Here is a 17,928-nt window from a genome sequence, read left to right as displayed (position 1 = left end):
TCTGTTTTTCATTTTATCACGAAATGGGCACAAACGTTTGGAATTACGTCCGTTTTATGCAACCAAAAATGGTAAAAAATTCGCAGCAAAAAAAGAGCATGCTAACATGCTCCCTGCTTAAAGTTTTATTTTAAAAATGGACATCCATTTCGTTTAATGGCCAGTAGCGTAAATCCACTTTGCCAACCACTTGATTGACTGAGATGAAGCCAAAATGGCGGCTGTCCCAGCTGCCTAATCGATTATCGCCAAGAACGAATAGCTTACCGGCAGGCACTGTATTTACCCCGGTAATTTCTTTTAATGTAAAATCACCTGTTAATTTTACTCCTGGGTTTTTTTGTTTATAAATATCTAAAAATGACTCCTTATACTTTTTTCCATTTACATATAAATGATCATCACGATAAACAATTTTATCCCCTGGCAATCCAATGATACGTTTGACGAAATCTTCCTTTTGATTGGCATGAAAGACGATCACGTCAAATCGGTTTAGATCTCCAATTTGGTAACCAAGCTTATTCACAACAAGTTTGTTCCCGTCCTGAAGAGTTGGCATCATTGACTCCCCTTCAACTATGTAGTTTGAAAAGAAAAATGTCCGAATAAAAGCAAAAATAATGATTCCAATTGCAAAAGCCTTAATCCATTCCACGCCTTCCTTTTTCCATTCAATCTTCATTGAAACTCCTCCATCGATCCAATCCCTCTTTTTCCCCATTATGGTCATTTTCAATTCTTCTATTCAATCTTACTTCAATTCTTTTTCCAACATACCAAAGAATGAAAATTACGCCCACTACAATAATCGTTCGGTAAGGCTTCGTAATGAGTGAATGGAGATCATAGCCAACAAAACTAATGGTAAAAATCATCACCATTTTCCCAATAAAAACGGCTAGCATATATTGATACATACTAATTTTAGATAGACCGGCAACAATATTTACCAAGGCCGATGGTGTAAAGGGGAAACAAAGAAGTATAAATAGCGGGCCAAATCCGTGACGGTCCACCCAATCCATTAATTTGCGAACTTTTGGATGTTTTGGTAGAAAAGATAATAAACGCCTTTGCCCAAATCTTCTGATAACGAAAAAAAGCAGTAATGCACCAACACAAGCACCAAGCCAAGAAAATAAAAATCCCCACCATAATCCAAAAGCACTTGCATTGGCCATTACAAATAAAAAAAGTGGCAAGAATGGCAAAAAGGCTTCAAGCATTGGAAGCAATATCCCCGGCAACGGGCCAAGTGAACGATATTGCTTTATTAAATCCATGATATTATCGAGTGAAAACCACTCCTTTATCATCTCAAAATCCATCATACCTCTCCTCTTTGCCGAACCTTGCTAATTCTATTTTTTAATAAATTGGTGAAGGGCCTCCCGATTTTTAGCAACATCAATGGCTAATACCGCTCCTTCTCCATAAATCCGTTGATTGGTATAACTATTGTCCACGGGAATCCTTAAGGTCTCAACAGGACCTTCCCTTTTGGAGAAATAATTTGTTGACATAAATATTATATCGGATGTTTTCATGTTTGTATTGATATATGGTGTAATTACACCAATTAATTTTGGTATTTTCGGAATTGTGTTTATGCTTGTCAGCTGATCTCCAATTGCTTTCACTGCCTGCTGTTGCCGTTTTACGCGTCCAAAATCTCCAATCGCATCATGGCGGAAACGAACATAGCCCAGCATTTCCTTTCCGTTTAGTCTTTGAACCCCCGGTTTAAGCGATACTCCAATATTTTTTGACATGGCCTTTTCAACATCAATCTTTACACCATCTGGAAACGCCTCATCAATTAATTGAACAAATCCTTGAAAATGGACGATCGCATAGTATTGTAGATCAATATCGAAATTTTCTTTAATCGTTTTCCTCATCAAATCAGGGCCGCCACGAGCAAACGCAGAGTTAATTTTATGCTTACCATAGCCCGGAATATCTATATAACTATCCCTCATAATGGAAGTAAGTTTATATGTTCCTTTATTTTCATTATAATGGGCAATCATGATGGTATCAGCTCTTGATACTTCATTCCCTCTTGCATCACTGCCCAGCATGAGAATGTTTGTATCCCCGTATTGGTCCTTTTTCCCATCAAAGGTATAAACTACTTTATCTGTTTTGCTTACTTTTTTTAATGATTGGTTCACTCCTTGTTTATATTGGTAATAAGAATAGCCTGTACCGGCTATCAGCAATACAAGGATTACCATCAGAACAGAACGCCATTTTCCTTTTTTCTTTTTCTGATTTTGTTCATATCTCATTCATCCATCACCCATCCTAGTTAAATTTTCCCACCTATATAGACGCTTGTACCAAAACACAAGTTTCTTCTATCTTCATTTTCCCCTACTCGATACCCTTCTATAAAAAACTTTCTTAAAGATTTCCTAACGAAAAAAAACAGCATATGAAAACGAAGCGGTTGTAAGTACAGCATCCTTAGAGAGCCTATTGCCTTTTCATATCTTTTTTTATAAAATATAGGAACAAACGTTCGAATCAAATAACAGGAAGGAGCTTAAATCAAATGACAAGAATTCCTGAAGAAGACCGTAATATTATGGAGAAAGCCATTTACTTACCAATGGTTTTAATTATCTTAAACCGGGATTTAAGCGTAGTGGAAAAGAGTCCTTTTAAATTAAAAAAACCTTATTTGGGATTAATTGAGGAAACGATGAAAGAGGTCCAAAGAGAATTGGCAGAGGCTAAACAATATATGAAAAAGAATAAACTCCAAGTAACCGAAACAAAACGGGACGATGCCTTTACGATGTATCTGTTCTTATATAAGGGCTATGAAGAAAGCCATAGTTACTTTAATCCAAGAATCCGAAATAAAGTTCAAGAGTTAATCGAGCTCTATTTTTTAAAAAAGCACTCGGCCCGTTAGATTTGCGCTATGTTTAATTTTTTGTAAAAAGATCTTCACCATATTTTCGGGTGTTTTCTGAGGCCTCCATCGAAACTGGTTTTTGCATCAAATAAAATGATTTTCTATCATTAAATTCAATTCTTTGCATTAACTTTGTTCTTAAAAAAGATGTTCTTAATAATTGATTGTCAATCGTGCTATAAGGAACTGGAAATAAGTGTGCCTGTTTATTGCGAAAGGTAATGAGTGTTTGCTGATTGGAAATACGGCGATGTTCCTTTACATGATCATGTGAAATCCAAATGCATTCAGAACGGGTCGGTGATGTAGTTGGGAAAAAATAGAGGCGGTTGGACGGTTCAATCGCGATTGGAATTTTATGTGTAATCCCAATGAGTTGTCTTGTTCCTTTCTTCCGGCTTTCGTAATCACAGCCAAAATAATCACAGCTTTTTTTAATTATATCCAAAGGCTTAAATGGAGAAAGAAACTCATCCTCTTCCTCAAAAATTTGTGAATATATTTTACTGCCATACTCTACAGGCCGAATAAACATGGTACCAGAATTAATTTCATATTCTTCAATCTGATTTTGCTTCAATACCGCCAACTCCCCATTATTCTATTTTTTCCATCATATCATGTTCATTTGCCAATATCTTGATTTTTTCGAATCGTTACCAAATTGGTCACAATTAATGTCAAGAAGATTATTTCTGAAGATTATAAATATTTGTTTGATTTTATCTGAAAAAATCCATATAATAAAAAAAAGCATCAGGGGTGATTTTCATGAATGAAAAATCCTACACGGAATTAATGAAAATTGGTGCCATGAAACGTCAAAAGAAAGAAAATTACGTTCAGGATTTGTACATTGAAATGCTCCTAGCAGAAGTCCAATTAAACATTGAAAAGGAAAAGCTGTTAAAAAAAATTGACTGTGCCATTGATCATCGGGACAAAAAGGCATTTTTCTTATTATCCGGCCAGCTTAGAGAGCTTAATAAGCGATTTGGAACTTAAATTTTTTTAAGAGCCGTCCAAAAATGGACGGCTCTTTTTTGTTCCAAGAACGAAAAGGACTGAAAAAGCACATCAGTCCTTAACCATTTTTTATTTTATCTGCTTCCGATGTTTGATTTCATATTCTTCGAGCATTGAAATCCGATCTAGCATGGACGGATGATCATAGCGGAATATTTTTACCAAGAGAGGTGGATTTACTTGGCTTAAGCCTGACTTGGTTAATTCCTGGAAGGAGGTAATGGCGGCCTCCGGATCTTTGGTCATATGAATCGCATAATTGTCCGCACGTGACTCTTCATAACGGGAAATAAGGTTTGTAAATGGGCTTGCTGCAAACATTAGGAATGAAATAATCATTAAAAACAACGGCAATGAGCGTATATCCCTCTTTTCCGGTATCTTCAGTTCAGTTCCCCAACGTTTAATCGCCCAATCCATTATTCGATTGGCTAAATACAATCCCAGCAGTGAAAGCAGCAAATAACCTGCTATTCCAAAATAAATATGTTTCTCCACATAGTGGCACATTTCATGTGCCATGATAAATAAAATTTGTCGATCCGATAGTTGATTTAAGGTTGTATCCCAAAGGACAATCCGCGCATTGGAACCAATCCCCGTTACATATGCATTCATTGAATTTGTTTTTTCCGCCATATTCACTTCAAAAACATGTTTTGCCGGTATGTGAGCTTTATCAGCCATCGTTAATATTTTTGTTTCAAGTTCCTTATTTTTCAAGGGATAGAAGTCATTATACAATGGGTCAATCACAACCGGCTGTAAGAACATCATAAATAATGTAAAAGGAATGGATAACAGCCAAGCATAGAACCACCAGCGCTTGCTTTTTTTCATCAGCCAATATATGACTGGAACAATAATCAGCCATGTCCCATAATTAATCCAAAAGTCAATTAATTCATCCTTCATCCACGATGGGAAGGTTTGTGTCGAGATGTGATAGGTTTTTGATAAGGAATAGCTTATATAGCTTAACGGGAAGGTTGCCACATAAGCAAAGAATGATAACCAAATCAGATAAATTGCCGTTTGAAGCAGTTTATACTTAGAAGTGCTTTCCGCCCAGCGTTTGAAGGCCCTTGAAAAGCCAAATAATAAAATGACAAAGTAGAAAAGCCATTCAAATGGGGTGGATAAGAAAAATAAAAGATTTCTTATCTTCGAATACTCTTCACTCAGCATTAGTTCCCTTCCATTTAGGAAAGTGGCAGGGTCGGCTTTTGACCCTTGATATTCAAAGGGCAGTTTTGTATCGGCAAAATAGAATAAGTACCAATAAAAAAACAACCCATATATCACATAGGCCAGAACCGCATAAATCCCCATTTTCCGTACCATGAATTGTCCTCCTTTTTGTACAACCTCTCTTTACTTAGTTTAGTTAAAAAGCGCTGTTTTAGAACTGAACATTAAAAAAAGCCTGTTTTTGCCGAATTACATGAGGTAGGAGAATACTTCCAGAACGACAATCGACTCTAGTTCAACAATTATAACGATCGCACCACAAACGGCTGCAAGGAAACCTGCAGCTGTTTCCGTCCGTCATTGGACCCCAGTTTAATTTTTTTACTTTCTACTTGAATACTTAAATTTCTAGCAATATAATATATTTAGAAAATTAAAAGAATTAAATGAATGAGTATTCATTCATAAAAGGAGGGAACTAAATGAATTTATCGTCACAGCTTCATGAAACTGCAAAAGCTTCGGCCAACAAACCTGCCTATTATTTTTTAGACAAGGTCACTACATATGCCGAACTGGATGGAGCGATTACAAGGTTTGCATCAGGTCTTGAAAAATTAGGGGTTAAAAAAGGTGATCATATTGCCCTATTGCTTGGGAACTCACCGCATTTTGTCATTAGCTTATACGGTGCATTACGACTAGGCGCAACGGTCATCCCCATTAATCCTATTTATACGGCAGACGAAATTGGCTATATTCTAACCAATGGTGATGTGAAAACAGTGATTGCACTAGACTTGGCAATACCTTTAGCAGAGGAAATGCACACGCATCTCCCAAAGGTTGAGCATTATGTATTTTGTGAAACAGGATTAAGTGACTTTGAACAAACAAATTTAGAAAACCTCCCAGTATTTTCAAAAATGAAATCGTTTACAAGTGTAGTAGCCTCCGGTGACGTAAGCTTTCAAGATCCCAAACTTGATGATGATGAGGTTGCCTTGATTCTCTACACCTCGGGGACAACCGGAAAACCAAAAGGGGCGATGTTGACCCATAAGAATTTGTACAGCAATGCAAAGGATGTCGGTGATTATTTAAAGATGAATAATAATGACCGCGTCATTACAGCATTGCCAATGTTCCATGTATTCTGTTTAACAGTGGCTTTAAATGCTCCATTATTAAGCGGGGCAACCATGCTGATTGTTCCAAAATTCAGCCCAAAGGAAGTCTTCCGTCTTACCAAAGAATATAAAGCGACTGTTTTTGCCGGTGTTCCAACCATGTATAATTTTCTATTCCAATATCATGAAGGAAATCCTGAGGATCTCCAAACCTTCCGATTATGTATTTCCGGGGGAGCTTCCATGCCAGTCGCGCTTCTTAAAAATTTCGAAAAGAAATTTAATGTAATAGTCTCAGAAGGATATGGTTTATCAGAGGCGTCGCCTGTCACATGTTTCAACCCGCTCGACCGTCCGCGAAAGCCCGGATCGATTGGAACATCCATCCTGAATGTGCAAAATAAAATAGTCAATGAACTTGGTGAAAAGGCTCCTGCCGGTGAAGTAGGAGAACTGATTGTCCAAGGTCCAAATGTAATGAAGGGCTATTATAAAATGCCAGAAGAAACTCACGCATCGATTCGAAATGGCTGGCTTTATACGGGTGATTTAGCGCGGACAGATGAAGAAGGCTATTTTTATATCGTAGACCGAAAAAAGGATTTAATTATTGTCGGGGGATATAACGTTTACCCTCGTGAAGTTGAGGAGGTTTTTTACAACCATCCGGATATTGTTGAGGTCGCCGTGCTTGGTGTTCCGGATCCAAATCAGGGCGAGGCTGTCAAAAGCTATGTGGTTAGTAAAAACCCAAATCTAACAGAAAATCAACTTCTTGAATACTGTAAAGAGCATCTCGCAAAATATAAAATTCCATCGTCGGTTGAGTTTTTGGACGAACTTCCGAAGAATACTACCGGTAAAATATTAAGAAGGGCGCTAAAATCCCAAATAAAACAAAAGGTCAATCAATAAACTTGATATAAAAAGGCAGGTTTTCAGCCTGCCTTTTTAGTGAAATGGATCAATAGACTAGCTGAATAAATTCCTCTTTCGTTACATTCCCAAAATAATGGGCGACATCTACATCAGCAAGCACCTTTTCAATTTCTGATTTTTCATAACGAATATTCTTTAGTTTGTCTTCAATTTCACTTACATCTCCGACACCGAAAAAGTCCCCATAGATTTTACAATTCTCAATCATCCCTTTATTTACCTCTAAACAAACATCAATTGAGCCAACAGGGAATCGATGAGAATTTTGCAAATTAAATTTCGGAGATTTTCCGTAATTCCACTCCCAGTTTTGATAGCGTTCCTTGGACAGCTGGTGAATTTTCTCCCAATCCTCATCGGTAAGGACGTATTCGTTAATCTTCTCTTCCCCACCAAAAATATAATTTAGAAGCAGCGAACGAAACTCCTCAATACTAATCTTATCAGTAAGATAATCAGAGATATTCGCTACCCGGCTGCGGATGGACTTAATACCCTTCGACTCAATTTTTTCCTTCTTAACCTTTAATGCTGAAACAACATTATCCATTTCTGAATTAAATAAAAGCGTTCCGTGGCTAAACATTCTCCCTCGTGTTGAAAATTGAGCATTACCGGAAATTTTTCTGCCTTCTGCAAGGAGGTCATTTCGGCCGCTTAGTTCCGCATTTACTCCAAGCTTTTTAAGCGCCTCGACTACCGGTTCGGTGAATTTTCGGAAGTTATGAAAACTTTCGCCATCGTCCTTTGTAATAAAGCTAAAATTTAAATTACCGAGATCATGATAGACGGCTCCCCCGCCGGACAATCTTCGAACGACAATGATCCCATTCTTTTCTACATACTCTGTATTAATTTCCTCAATCGTGTTTTGGTTTTTTCCAATAATGATGGATGGCTGATTTATGTAAAATAATAAATAGGTTTCATTGATATCAAGATTTTTAAGGGCATACTCTTCGATTGCAAGGTTCATTTGCGGGTCTGTTATCCCTTTATTATCAATAAATAACATATGCCTTCCTCCTAGAGTAAAATCGTTTGAAATTCTTCAGCAAGCCTTATTATACCAGTAAATTCAGCAGAAGCCTCGTGAACTAAATCACTTAAATTTCCGTAATGCGGAAGGTGAGTAAGAATTAATTGTTTCACGGCAGCCTCTTTCGCGAATTTCCCCGCCTCTATACTTGTCATATGACCTGAAGACTTGCCTTTTTGATTTCCATAGAAATTGCATTCACATAACAATAGATCGGCCTCTTTACTAAACGGAATAAACTCTTCCTTAAAAGAACTATCCGCAGTATAGACCACAACCTTACCGTTTGCTTCAATCCGCATCGCATAGCACGGAACAGGATGACTGGTCTTTAAAAAGGACACCTGAAAAGGTCCCACTGTAAGAACCTCATTGGGATCATAGGCAATTCCCTTGGTAATTTCCTTATAGGTTAATTTGGAAAATTCATGTTGATCGAAATGATGTCCATAAATAGGCAGGGTGGGGATTTCTTTTCCTAAAAACCCCTGGATCAATCTTGCATGCTGAAGTACACCAATGTCGGCAATATGATCCGGGTGGTAGTGGGAAATCAACACCGCATCCAGTTCTTCCGGCTCTAGTTTATTTTGCAGCTTGGATAAAACACCGCTGCCACAGTCAATTAAAAGATGAAAGCCTTCATGCTCAAGTAAGTAACCAGAGCTTGCCGCATTCTTTTTCGGATATCCGCCCCAATGTCCAATAACTGTAAGTTCCATGGAATTACCCCCTCTTATTTTAACTAATTGTTGATTTCCGCTCCAATCAACGTTGTCAAAAATCAATATTGTCCTTTTACACAACCATTTGTTAAAAAAGAAGCTGTTATGGCTGAACAGCTTCTTTTTGTGTCTTTTCTTGTAAATATTCAAAAACAGCCTTAACAGCGGCTTCCCCTTGGTCAATACAATCGGGGACACCTACACCTTCATAGGAAGCTCCAGCCAAGAATACTCCAGGTAATTCTTCTTTTATATGTTTCTTAATGGTTTCAAGCCTTTGTTTATGACCTACCGTATATTGCGGCATAGCATTTTTCCAGCGAGAAACAACGGCAAAATCAGGTTCCATTGAAATATCCATTGTTTTGTTCAAATCATCTAGAACAAACTTAATGATTTGATCGTCTGAGAGTTCAACAATGGTCTCATCCCCCGCTCTTCCCACATAACACCGGAGCAAAACTTTTCCTTTAGGAGCGGAATGCTCCCATTTTTTATGTGTCCACGTACAGGCAGTAATCGAATAATCACTATTTCGCGAAACTACAAACCCTGTCCCGTCAATATCCCTTTTAATTGCTTCTTTTGGAAAAGCTAAGGCAACCGTTGCGACTGATGTTGATGGAACCGATTTAAACGGGTGAAAAAATTTATAGTGCGAAAACATGGACTGTGTCACCTTATGAGGTGTTGCTGCAATGATACAATCAGCTTCCAATGTTTCTCCATTGTTCAAAAAGATTTCATATCCTTTATTTACCTTCGTGATTGTATCCACACGATGCCCTTTTAAAATCGAATGAGGGTCCAATTTCGCTTCGATGGCTTCACCGAACGACTGAAGTCCGGATTTAAAGGTCAAAAAGCCGCCCTTTCCCTTTTGAGTGTTGACCGGTTTTTTCGGCTGGGCTGGGGCAGATTTTTTCATCCCGATAATCAAGCTTCGATACTTCTGCTCGACCTCATAAAATTGCGGGAAGGTTGACATCAAACTTAAATGATCAATATCACCCGCATAGATTCCTGATAAGAGTGGCTCAATTAAATTCTCCACTACTTCATTACCCAATCTTCTTCGAAAAAAATCACCCAATGATTGGTCCTGTCCACTTGGGGATTTTGGCAAAATAAAATCGGCAGCAGCTCTAATTTTACCGGGAAGAGAAAATAATTTCGTCGTAATAAACGGACCAATCTCAGTTGGAATTCCCATGATGGATCCGCCTGGCATAGAATGCAGTTCCTCATTGACCATGACATATGATTTACCGGTTGAATTTGGAACCAATTGATGATCCATGCCCACTTCCTTTGCCAGGCGGATAATGCTCGTTTTCCGTGCCAAAAAGGAATCCGGGCCCCTTTCAATCGTGAAGCCGTCCCTCATAACGGTTTGCATTTTTCCTCCGAGACGGTGGGAAGCTTCAATTAACATGACCTCGATTGGCATTTGATTTTCTCTTATTGTTTTTTGAAGATAGAAGGCTGCCGCGAGCCCGGCAATTCCACCCCCAATGATGGCAACCTTTTGTTTTTCCGCCACGGATGTCACCTTCTTCCTACTTGAATTCCCTTCAATCCGTTAACGTTTTTAAAATTACCCCAGCTAAGCAATCAATAAATTCTTCTTTGGCATTCGGCATTTCCGGGCGATAGTATGTTGCCCCCACCTCATCTGTAACTCTTTTACATTCAATATCATTATCATAAAGAACTTCAAGATGATCACAAACAAACCCGACAGGTGCATAAACAAATGCCTTATAGTGATGTTCTTTGAATAAATCTCTTGTTAAATCTTGAACATCGGGGCCTAACCATGGTTCTGGAGTGTTCCCCGCACTCTGCCAGCCAATTTCATATTTGTCAATGCCTGCTTGCGAAGCAATTAAATCTGCTGTTTCTTGAAGCTGTTTAGGATATGGGTCTTTAAATTGGAGGATTTTTTCCGGCAGGCTATGGGCTGACACAATTAGAACAGCATTCTCCTTTTCATCCTCTGGCATATGTTGATAAATCCCCTTAAGCTTCTCTGCCCAATAATCAATGAATTTAGGTTCTTGATACCAGCTTTCAATCGAAGTAATCTTCGGTCCGCCTAATTTTTCCGCTTCTTCAACTGCTCTCCCATTATAGGATTTAACACTAAAAGTTGAAAAATGAGGAGCAAGTACAATACTAATAGCTTCTTCTATTCCATCTTCATGCATTTGTTTAACAGCATCTTCAATAAATGGTTCAATATGCTTTAATCCAAGATACATTTTAAATTCCACTTTATCCTGGATTTTATTTAAATGCTCTTCAAGTTTTTCTGCCTGTTCGAGCGTAATTTTTGCAAGCGGGGAAATACCGCCAATTGCTTCATAACGATTACGAAGGTCTTCGAGCATTTCATCTGTCGGCCTCCGTCCATGACGAATATGTGTATAATAGCGTTCAAGATCTTCTATTTGATATGGGGTACCGTATGCCATTACAAGCAGGCCCATTTTTCTTTTTGTCATGTTTTGCACCTCTTTTTAAGTCTCTATTGACAACTCACTATATTGTCCAAAAAATTAATCATCTTATCAATTTTAACACTTCATTGGTAATTACCGACTTAACTTCGATGCAGAATAATCATGGATGAATGCAGTTAGTCTTTTCAATGTATCTGGGCTAACAGAAGGGAAGACTCCATGTCCCAGATTAAAAATATATCCATCTTGTGCCATACCTTGGTCTAAAATGGCTTTTGCTCTTTCTTCAATAACCTCCCAAGGAGCGAGCAAAATGGCAGGGTCTAAATTCCCTTGAACCGTTTTATGAATCCCTAATTCTCTCGCCTGCTGAATCGGCATACGCCAATCCAATCCAACTACATCGAGCGGAAGGTCATTCCATTCCAATGCTAGATGACTTGCGCCCACACCAAACATAATAAGCGGCACATTTTCTTCCTTAAGGGAGGCGAAAATTCGGTTCATAATTGGCTTTATAAAAGTTCGATAATCTTCAACATTGAGGGCTCCAACCCATGAGTCAAAAATCTGAATCGCTCTTGCCCCTGCATTGATTTGAGCTTTTACGTATGTAACAATCATATCGCCAAGCTTTTCCATTAAGGCAAACCAAGCCTTTGGTTCTGCATACATGAAGGCTTTGGTTTTGTTATAGTTTTTTGAAGGACCCCCTTCAATCATATAACTGGCGAGTGTAAATGGCGCACCAGAAAAGCCAATTAATGGAACACTCAACTGTTCCTGTGTTAATAGTTTAATGGTTTCTAGTACATAGGGAACATCGTCCTCCGGAGAGATTTCCCCTAGTTTTTCCACATCCGCTAAGGATTGAATGGGATTTGAGATGACTGGACCAATTCCGCCTTTAATCTCAACGTCCACTCCTAATGCTGGCAGCGGCGTCATAATGTCTTTATAAAGGATCGCGGCATCCACATTATAATTCTCAACAGGAAGGCGAGTCACATAAGCACATAGCTCCGGTTGATGGGTAATCTCAAATAAGGAATATTTCTCTTTAATTTCTCTATACTCAGGCTGTGAGCGTCCGGCTTGTCTCATATACCAAACTGGAACATAATCCGTCTTCTCTCCTCTTGCAGCTTTTAAAAATGTCTCGTTGATTACTTTTGACATTTACGAAAATCCCCTTTCAAAACATGTCTGTTTTCCATTGTAATATATATAGAAGTAAAATAAAACTTCACTGCAGTGCAGTCTTGTAATGATTACACTCTTCACTATATCCATTATTCCTATTGGTGTATAGATAACTAGTATAAGTGTCAAAAAATAGTCGTTTTTACGTTTCACAAGTGGTTTCAGGGGTAGTAGAAATATGTAAGCATGCAAAAAATGATTTTAGTATAAACTAATCCGTAATGAAACTTAAGCTGGAGTGATGTAAATGAACATTTATATGACAGTTGGCACATATGATTTTTTAAAAAGTATTGAAAAAAAGTATCCCAGTGAAACCATGATTACGATGACAGGTGGAAATGGCGCCTTATTACTGCATGAAACAAATGGAAAAACTGTTTTTCAGGAACCGAGAATTTATGAGGTATTTGAATCAGCGGGGAATATTCAAAATGGGAGCATGGTCATCCTAAGCAATTATCCGGTAACGGATGAAGGACGCCCATTATTTGAGCATTATTTTAAGAAAAAAGCGCAATCGATTGAAAACGAACAAGGATTTATCGCGATTCGTGCCCTTCGACCGAAAGACTCCAATACATACGCAATTTTAACTGTTTGGGAAAACGAAATGTCCTTTCATAGCTGGCAGAATACCTTATCCATTTCCACGCAAGAAGGAGAAGCGGCAGGGGAAAATGGAATCGATACCCTTCCACATATATTTGATAGTGAACCATATATTAGTCAATATTCAATCCCAAAATAGGAACATTGGAATGGAGCACGTCTCCGTTCCATTTCTTTTGTTAAAAAGCTTAATCCCTAAAATTTTTCTTACGCCTCCTCTCACCACTTTGGTGTTTTTTCATATTCTGTAATACATCTAAGGGCGAATGACCTATTCGCCTTTGGGTGAATGAAAGGAGGTTAGTACTATGCTAGTAGAGCTCACAGCTCTCCATTGGATATATGTTGTCTTTATTGCTTTGATCATTGGTTTTATGGTGATGAGAAGAGATACCACACTTGTCTGTATCGCTGGGATTTTCTTAATTGCGATTACGGCCACTGGATCATTAAGTGCTTCTGTTAGCAGTATTTTTAACAGTTTTGCTTATGCCATAACAGAGCTTTTATCTACTATTTTAGTTATTTCGATAATAGTTGGAATGAGTAAGACCTTAACAGACACCGGAATTAACGATGTTATGATATCCCCTTTTACAAAATTAATCCGAAACCCTACTCTTGCTTATTGGACTATTGGTATTTTGATGATGATTATTTCATGGTTTTTCTGGCCTTCTCCGGCTGTCGCTTTATTAGGCGCTGTACTCCTTCCTGTTGCGATTCGGGCCGGACTTCCAGCGCTTGCCGTAGCGATGGCAATGAACCTGTTTGGTCATGGGATTGCTCTATCAGGAGACTTTGTTATTCAAGCTGCACCGAAATTAACCTCTGATGCCGCCGGACTCCCCATTCAAGATGTAATTGATGCAAGTATTCCCTTAGTATTTGTCATGGGGCTTGTAACAACCTTAACGGCTTTATACTTTATTAAAAGGGATATGAAACGAGGCACACTTACACTCAACTCTTCCGTTGTAGATGAATCTAATACGGAAACCTCTGAAAAACCAACCCTTTTATCCACTGCCCAAAAACGCTTTTTTGCCATCTTAGTTCCCCTTCTTTTTGCAGCTGACGTGGCAGCTATGTCACTCCTTAAATTGCAGGGCGGTGATGCAACCGCTTTAATTGGCGGTACCTCCATCCTTATCTTGCTATTAATCACAATGACAGGTCATAAGGGAAAGGGTTTGGAACAAACAACACAATATTTAATAGAAGGATTTCAGTTTGGCTTTAAGGTGTTTGGACCGGTAATCCCCATCGCAGCTTTCTTCTATTTGGGCGACGCTGGATTTACCAAAATCATCGGAGACTTTTTACCAAAAGGCTCGCAGGGTATTGTCAATGATCTTGGTATAGCATTAGCCAATATCGTGCCGTTAAGTAAAGCTGTTGGCGCTGTTACCTTGACAACCGTGGGTGCAATCACGGGATTGGATGGTTCAGGATTCTCAGGAATTTCCCTTGCTGGGTCTGTTGCCCATTCATTTGCTTTTTGAGGCTATTGAATTTGGGACATGTCCATTAATCTACAAAATAAAAACACTCAGGGTTTAATTCCGCACCGAGTGTTTTATTTTCTTCATATTTAATTAATAGTCATGCTAAAATTCTTGAAATTCCTCTTTAGTTACTATCCTGTCTGAAAAAGTTTTCAATTGATATGCAATTAATAAGCATTTTCCCTATTTAAATTCCAATAAAAGCTTCTTATTTCCTGTGTTTTCTACTATGTTGATAAGATGCAAGTTAAAATTTCCCTGTTAAAATCAATTTATGAAAAAAACATGGAGGGGATTGAAATGCAATATCCCTCAACTATCCCTTTGCCGTACTGCTAAAACCTCAATAATAGCAGTTCCTATCCCTTTGCCGTACTTTACTACTTGTCCAAATAATTTATTGGCTAGTTTTTAATAGCTTCATAACATTACTATAATAAAAACCACCATAAAAATTTACAATGGTAACTTTACTATTAATTATCCTAAAAAATAGCTTGTACACATTGAATACAAAAAAATATAAAGTTTCTATTCTTTGGATAATTTCCTTCAAGGTAGGACCCTTTAGCCATTAATGAAACGGAAAAAACATTACCTTTAAAATTGAAATATTCCCTTTGCACATAAAATTGCGTGTTTCAATTTCACACGCAATTTTATGTGTCATTTTATACTTTTACTCCCGAAAATGGAACCCAAAACGCTTACGACCTAAGTGGCTTTGGTTTTATATTCTTCATTTTTTATCAGTAAACGTGCTAAGAAGTTATAAAATTCTTCTTTAGAAATAGATTTATCTGAAAAGGAAATTCGAACATGCTTTATTTCTTTTTGTAGTTTCATTATTCCCCCCTCCTCTTTATCTATAAATCTATGAATATACGAGATTGTCCCATTCCGATGAACAGTTAAGATAATTTTCGTTTTAAAAAAAGTGACTATCCTAAATACATTAAAAAAAGCTCAATAATCAATTTATATATATGGGTTGTCATGTATGGTGGAATAAAAAAAAACCTTTTGATACAAGCATTCACTTGTAATTAAAGGCTTTTTTGTATGATACCTATTCTAAATACCCAACCAATAGGATTTTTCTAATAATCATTTCATTAAGAAACAAATTTTTAGTTGTATCTTTTTAATATATGCATATTTCTTCGATAGTTTTTTCATTTGTTAAAGATTAATTAGGGAAGATTTGTTATTTGTCTTCAAATCGTATTGACTTATTATTACCTTTTCTCCCCTAAATGAATTTTGATAACTTATTTTAATTGACATCTTAGGTTCACTTATTTTTTTAATGAAAGGTCGGGTCATACTTGGAGTATACGAAGGGTAAAGATCTGCTTCTGTAAATCCAACTTTACTCCAAAATGATGCTGCTTTTAGATCCTGTGCCTTCAATATCATTATCTCAAATCCCCAATTCTTATCTTCTATAAAATCAATTAATTGGTTAATAACTTTTGTACCTAAACCTTTTCTTTTTGGATGCATTACAAAATCAACAATTTCCACTGTTGGATTAATAATTTCTATATCCGCAGCCCCAAATGTTTCTACGCTTGGATCATATACATAGAGGATAAGCCGAATGGAAGAACCTATACCATGTCCATTAAAAGAAATTGTCCACCTCTCCTTATCGCTATTATTTACATACACCTCAATTGGATAACCTAAGATAATTTCAAGTTTCTTACCCAGTTCATCAAACAAAGATGGGCACAAATTTTTTAAAATGTAGGTAAGTTTAGGTTGATAGTACATTTCACTCCAAAAAAAATGTGTTTTTCTATTCATATACTTCCCCCTATGGATTTTACTTTGAACAATATAAGGACGGAACCAACTAAATAAATCACCCCTTCGTCATAAAATGAACCCAAAGAACTGAATAATATATCCAATAGACAAAAAAGCATAGTCTGACGTATATAGCCCTCCCTTGTCATATTTACTAATCGATATGAAATAAATGATGAAAAAAACACTCCAAATTGGAGTGTTTTTCAATTATTTTCTCTGCCTTTATTTATTCTGATTTTTTTATCTTTTAATTCCATTGCCTGTTTTAAAGCTTCAAATATATGAGTATTTTCATAAGCAGAAAGTTCTGTAAAGTCTCCCTAATTTTCTCATTGAACTAAAACCAATTTCAGTTTAATATTATTTGAATTTAAACTTTATTGCACTTATTTAAGAGGTGTTGGAATAGTGAATTGGTTTGAATACCTTACCATCATTGAGGAACTTGGTCGGCTATTTGAAGAATATTATAGGTGTGAGGATAATAATATTCGTGAGCAAATATATGGAGAAATTAAACGATTAGGAACTTTATTAGTGGAAAATCGCAATCTTCCTTTTTCACTCTTGAATAGTGATTCCTTACTTTAATAAAATTACGAAAGTAATCGCCTAAGCCGTCCCCCATCTTTAACTCTTGCACCCGTTAGTGTAAGTACAATTCTTCATAATGTTACCAAAAAAGCATTACTCTACGATGAAGTAATGCCAATGGTAATTTATTAGATTACAAAATTTTTTTCATTCTTAATACGGGCTGTCCTTTATTCTCTTCCCTTAATTTGACCATTCCCGAATTAGTATATAATTGAATTGCCCTTTGGTTGGTTGAGGATACCCGTAAATGGTACTCAGAAACATTCATATCCCTGAAAAAGTTTTCTGCATTCGTAATTAAATCTTTTCCAAGTCCTTTTCCACGATAATCAGATAACAAATAAATTAGATTTATATATCCAATCTGTGTTCCACAATAATCAACGATACCAAGTCCTATTTGTCCTATTGGAGTATTATCTTCTTCAACAATTAACTGACCACTAGGGCATTTATTAACCCTTTCTTCCATTCGGTTTATATATCCTATTTCATCAAAACCTTCATCTGTACCAAAACTGTGGATATAAGTGTCCTTCCTAAACTTAATAAGTAAATCCTTGTCTTTCTCAATGTCTATTATACGAAAATTCATTTCTTACTCCTCTTTTATTAATTTCCTTCATATAAACTAAAATGCCTATAATAAAATATTCAGTAAAAAAGTCCAAAATCCGCTTAAGCTAACCTGCCCCGTTACTTGAATAAGAAAAAGCGACCCTTCGTTATGGAAGAATCGCAGT

19 protein-coding genes are annotated in these 17,928 nt (G+C 37.0%); 6 read left to right on the top strand and 13 right to left on the bottom strand.

The window, feature by feature from the left end; translation table 11 throughout:
- Positions 1 to 130: 130 nt before the first annotated feature.
- The 3 genes from lepB to RCG21_RS08915 are packed head-to-tail and all read right to left on the bottom strand — an operon-like array spanning position 131 to position 2,297.
- The gene (lepB, locus tag RCG21_RS08925; RefSeq protein WP_133339476.1) at positions 131 to 685 is read right to left on the bottom strand and encodes a signal peptidase I; all 555 of its coding nucleotides are present in this window, start codon (positions 683 to 685) and stop codon (positions 131 to 133) included.
- A complete protein-coding gene (locus RCG21_RS08920) occupies positions 675 to 1,331 on the bottom strand; it encodes a TVP38/TMEM64 family protein (protein ID WP_133339478.1) in 657 nt (218 codons plus the stop codon). Before RCG21_RS08920 ends, lepB begins: the two co-directional genes overlap by 11 nt.
- A gap of 33 nt (positions 1,332 to 1,364) precedes the next feature.
- The gene (locus tag RCG21_RS08915; protein ID WP_133339480.1) at positions 1,365 to 2,297 is read right to left on the bottom strand and encodes an LCP family protein; all 933 of its coding nucleotides are present in this window, start codon (positions 2,295 to 2,297) and stop codon (positions 1,365 to 1,367) included.
- A gap of 266 nt (positions 2,298 to 2,563) precedes the next feature.
- Between RCG21_RS08915 and RCG21_RS08910 the strand changes: the two genes are divergently transcribed.
- Complete coding sequence (locus tag RCG21_RS08910) at positions 2,564 to 2,929, top strand: YhjD family protein (RefSeq protein ID WP_133339482.1); 366 nt, start codon at positions 2,564 to 2,566, stop codon at positions 2,927 to 2,929.
- A 13-nt stretch (positions 2,930 to 2,942) separates the two neighbouring features.
- Here the strand turns inward: RCG21_RS08910 and RCG21_RS08905 are convergent, their stop codons facing one another.
- Positions 2,943 to 3,512: a competence protein ComK gene (locus tag RCG21_RS08905; protein WP_308913089.1), complete on the bottom strand. Its 570-nt coding sequence runs from the start codon at positions 3,510 to 3,512 to the stop codon at positions 2,943 to 2,945.
- Positions 3,513 to 3,703: 191 nt separating this feature from the next.
- Between RCG21_RS08905 and RCG21_RS08900 the strand changes: the two genes are divergently transcribed.
- A complete protein-coding gene (locus tag RCG21_RS08900) occupies positions 3,704 to 3,937 on the top strand; it encodes an IDEAL domain-containing protein (RefSeq protein ID WP_026574472.1) in 234 nt (77 codons plus the stop codon).
- A gap of 90 nt (positions 3,938 to 4,027) precedes the next feature.
- On the opposite strand, the gene RCG21_RS08895 is transcribed toward RCG21_RS08900, so the two are convergent.
- Complete coding sequence (locus tag RCG21_RS08895) at positions 4,028 to 5,302, bottom strand: M48 family metallopeptidase (RefSeq protein WP_133339486.1); 1,275 nt, start codon at positions 5,300 to 5,302, stop codon at positions 4,028 to 4,030.
- A gap of 329 nt (positions 5,303 to 5,631) precedes the next feature.
- Between RCG21_RS08895 and RCG21_RS08890 the strand changes: the two genes are divergently transcribed.
- Positions 5,632 to 7,194, top strand: coding sequence for a fatty acid--CoA ligase family protein (locus RCG21_RS08890; RefSeq protein ID WP_308913088.1), 1,563 nt, complete (start codon positions 5,632 to 5,634; stop codon positions 7,192 to 7,194).
- A gap of 49 nt (positions 7,195 to 7,243) precedes the next feature.
- Here RCG21_RS08890 and lplA read toward each other — a convergent pair whose 3' ends face one another.
- The 5 genes from lplA to hemE all read right to left on the bottom strand — a co-directional run bounded on the left by lplA (position 7,244) and on the right by hemE (position 12,626).
- Positions 7,244 to 8,233 (bottom strand): lipoate--protein ligase, encoded by a 990-nt coding sequence (gene lplA / locus RCG21_RS08885; RefSeq protein ID WP_308913087.1) that lies wholly within the window; start codon positions 8,231 to 8,233, stop codon positions 7,244 to 7,246.
- 11 nt (positions 8,234 to 8,244) lie between these two features.
- Positions 8,245 to 8,979: an MBL fold metallo-hydrolase gene (locus RCG21_RS08880; RefSeq protein WP_308913086.1), complete on the bottom strand. Its 735-nt coding sequence runs from the start codon at positions 8,977 to 8,979 to the stop codon at positions 8,245 to 8,247.
- A gap of 106 nt (positions 8,980 to 9,085) precedes the next feature.
- Complete coding sequence (gene hemY / locus RCG21_RS08875) at positions 9,086 to 10,525, bottom strand: protoporphyrinogen oxidase (RefSeq protein ID WP_308913085.1); 1,440 nt, start codon at positions 10,523 to 10,525, stop codon at positions 9,086 to 9,088.
- A gap of 31 nt (positions 10,526 to 10,556) precedes the next feature.
- Positions 10,557 to 11,489 (bottom strand): ferrochelatase, encoded by a 933-nt coding sequence (hemH, locus tag RCG21_RS08870; protein ID WP_133339496.1) that lies wholly within the window; start codon positions 11,487 to 11,489, stop codon positions 10,557 to 10,559.
- A gap of 90 nt (positions 11,490 to 11,579) precedes the next feature.
- Positions 11,580 to 12,626, bottom strand: coding sequence for a uroporphyrinogen decarboxylase (hemE, locus tag RCG21_RS08865; protein WP_133339498.1), 1,047 nt, complete (start codon positions 12,624 to 12,626; stop codon positions 11,580 to 11,582).
- Between the two features lie 271 nt (positions 12,627 to 12,897).
- Here hemE and RCG21_RS08860 point away from each other — a divergent pair, with 271 nt between their 5' ends.
- Both RCG21_RS08860 and RCG21_RS08855 read left to right on the top strand, forming a co-directional pair.
- Positions 12,898 to 13,401, top strand: a complete 504-nt coding sequence (locus tag RCG21_RS08860) for an antibiotic biosynthesis monooxygenase family protein (RefSeq protein ID WP_133339500.1) — start codon at positions 12,898 to 12,900, stop codon at positions 13,399 to 13,401.
- Between the two features lie 169 nt (positions 13,402 to 13,570).
- Entirely contained in the window at positions 13,571 to 14,767 is a 1,197-nt protein-coding gene (locus RCG21_RS08855) for a hypothetical protein (RefSeq protein ID WP_235824939.1), read from the top strand.
- Positions 14,768 to 15,484: 717 nt separating this feature from the next.
- On the opposite strand, the gene RCG21_RS08850 is transcribed toward RCG21_RS08855, so the two are convergent.
- On the bottom strand, positions 15,485 to 15,616 hold the full coding sequence (locus RCG21_RS08850) for a hypothetical protein (RefSeq protein ID WP_268884142.1): 132 nt from the start codon (positions 15,614 to 15,616) through the stop codon (positions 15,485 to 15,487).
- 336 nt (positions 15,617 to 15,952) lie between these two features.
- Entirely contained in the window at positions 15,953 to 16,582 is a 630-nt protein-coding gene (locus tag RCG21_RS08845; RefSeq protein ID WP_133339502.1) for a GNAT family N-acetyltransferase, read from the bottom strand.
- Between the two features lie 414 nt (positions 16,583 to 16,996).
- Between RCG21_RS08845 and RCG21_RS08840 the strand changes: the two genes are divergently transcribed.
- Entirely contained in the window at positions 16,997 to 17,179 is a 183-nt protein-coding gene (locus RCG21_RS08840) for a hypothetical protein (protein WP_133339504.1), read from the top strand.
- A 136-nt stretch (positions 17,180 to 17,315) separates the two neighbouring features.
- Here the strand turns inward: RCG21_RS08840 and RCG21_RS08835 are convergent, their stop codons facing one another.
- Entirely contained in the window at positions 17,316 to 17,780 is a 465-nt protein-coding gene (locus RCG21_RS08835; RefSeq protein WP_133339506.1) for a GNAT family N-acetyltransferase, read from the bottom strand.
- Positions 17,781 to 17,928 lie beyond the last annotated feature (148 nt).

Source organism: Bacillus salipaludis (genome assembly GCF_030938565.1).
In the GTDB taxonomy this organism is placed as follows: Bacteria; Bacillota; Bacilli; order Bacillales; family Cytobacillaceae; genus Neobacillus; species Neobacillus salipaludis_A.
The sequence above is the reverse complement of the archived record's forward strand: the minus strand, read 5'-3'. Positions and strand labels throughout refer to the sequence as shown.

Coding starts and splice junctions, on each gene's coding strand:
- lepB (WP_133339476.1), bottom strand. CDS start 685: ATGAAGATTGAATGGAAAAAGGAAGGCGTGGAATGGATTAAGGCTTTT.
- RCG21_RS08920 (WP_133339478.1), bottom strand. CDS start 1,331: ATGGATTTTGAGATGATAAAGGAGTGGTTTTCACTCGATAATATCATG.
- RCG21_RS08915 (WP_133339480.1), bottom strand. CDS start 2,297: ATGAGATATGAACAAAATCAGAAAAAGAAAAAAGGAAAATGGCGTTCT.
- RCG21_RS08910 (WP_133339482.1), top strand. CDS start 2,564: ATGACAAGAATTCCTGAAGAAGACCGTAATATTATGGAGAAAGCCATT.
- RCG21_RS08900 (WP_026574472.1), top strand. CDS start 3,704: ATGAATGAAAAATCCTACACGGAATTAATGAAAATTGGTGCCATGAAA.
- RCG21_RS08895 (WP_133339486.1), bottom strand. CDS start 5,302: ATGGTACGGAAAATGGGGATTTATGCGGTTCTGGCCTATGTGATATAT.
- RCG21_RS08890 (WP_308913088.1), top strand. CDS start 5,632: ATGAATTTATCGTCACAGCTTCATGAAACTGCAAAAGCTTCGGCCAAC.
- lplA (WP_308913087.1), bottom strand. CDS start 8,233: ATGTTATTTATTGATAATAAAGGGATAACAGACCCGCAAATGAACCTT.
- RCG21_RS08880 (WP_308913086.1), bottom strand. CDS start 8,979: ATGGAACTTACAGTTATTGGACATTGGGGCGGATATCCGAAAAAGAAT.
- hemH (WP_133339496.1), bottom strand. CDS start 11,489: ATGACAAAAAGAAAAATGGGCCTGCTTGTAATGGCATACGGTACCCCA.
- hemE (WP_133339498.1), bottom strand. CDS start 12,626: ATGTCAAAAGTAATCAACGAGACATTTTTAAAAGCTGCAAGAGGAGAG.
- RCG21_RS08860 (WP_133339500.1), top strand. CDS start 12,898: ATGAACATTTATATGACAGTTGGCACATATGATTTTTTAAAAAGTATT.
- RCG21_RS08855 (WP_235824939.1), top strand. CDS start 13,571: ATGCTAGTAGAGCTCACAGCTCTCCATTGGATATATGTTGTCTTTATT.
- RCG21_RS08850 (WP_268884142.1), bottom strand. CDS start 15,616: ATGAAACTACAAAAAGAAATAAAGCATGTTCGAATTTCCTTTTCAGAT.
- RCG21_RS08845 (WP_133339502.1), bottom strand. CDS start 16,582: ATGAATAGAAAAACACATTTTTTTTGGAGTGAAATGTACTATCAACCT.
- RCG21_RS08835 (WP_133339506.1), bottom strand. CDS start 17,780: ATGAATTTTCGTATAATAGACATTGAGAAAGACAAGGATTTACTTATT.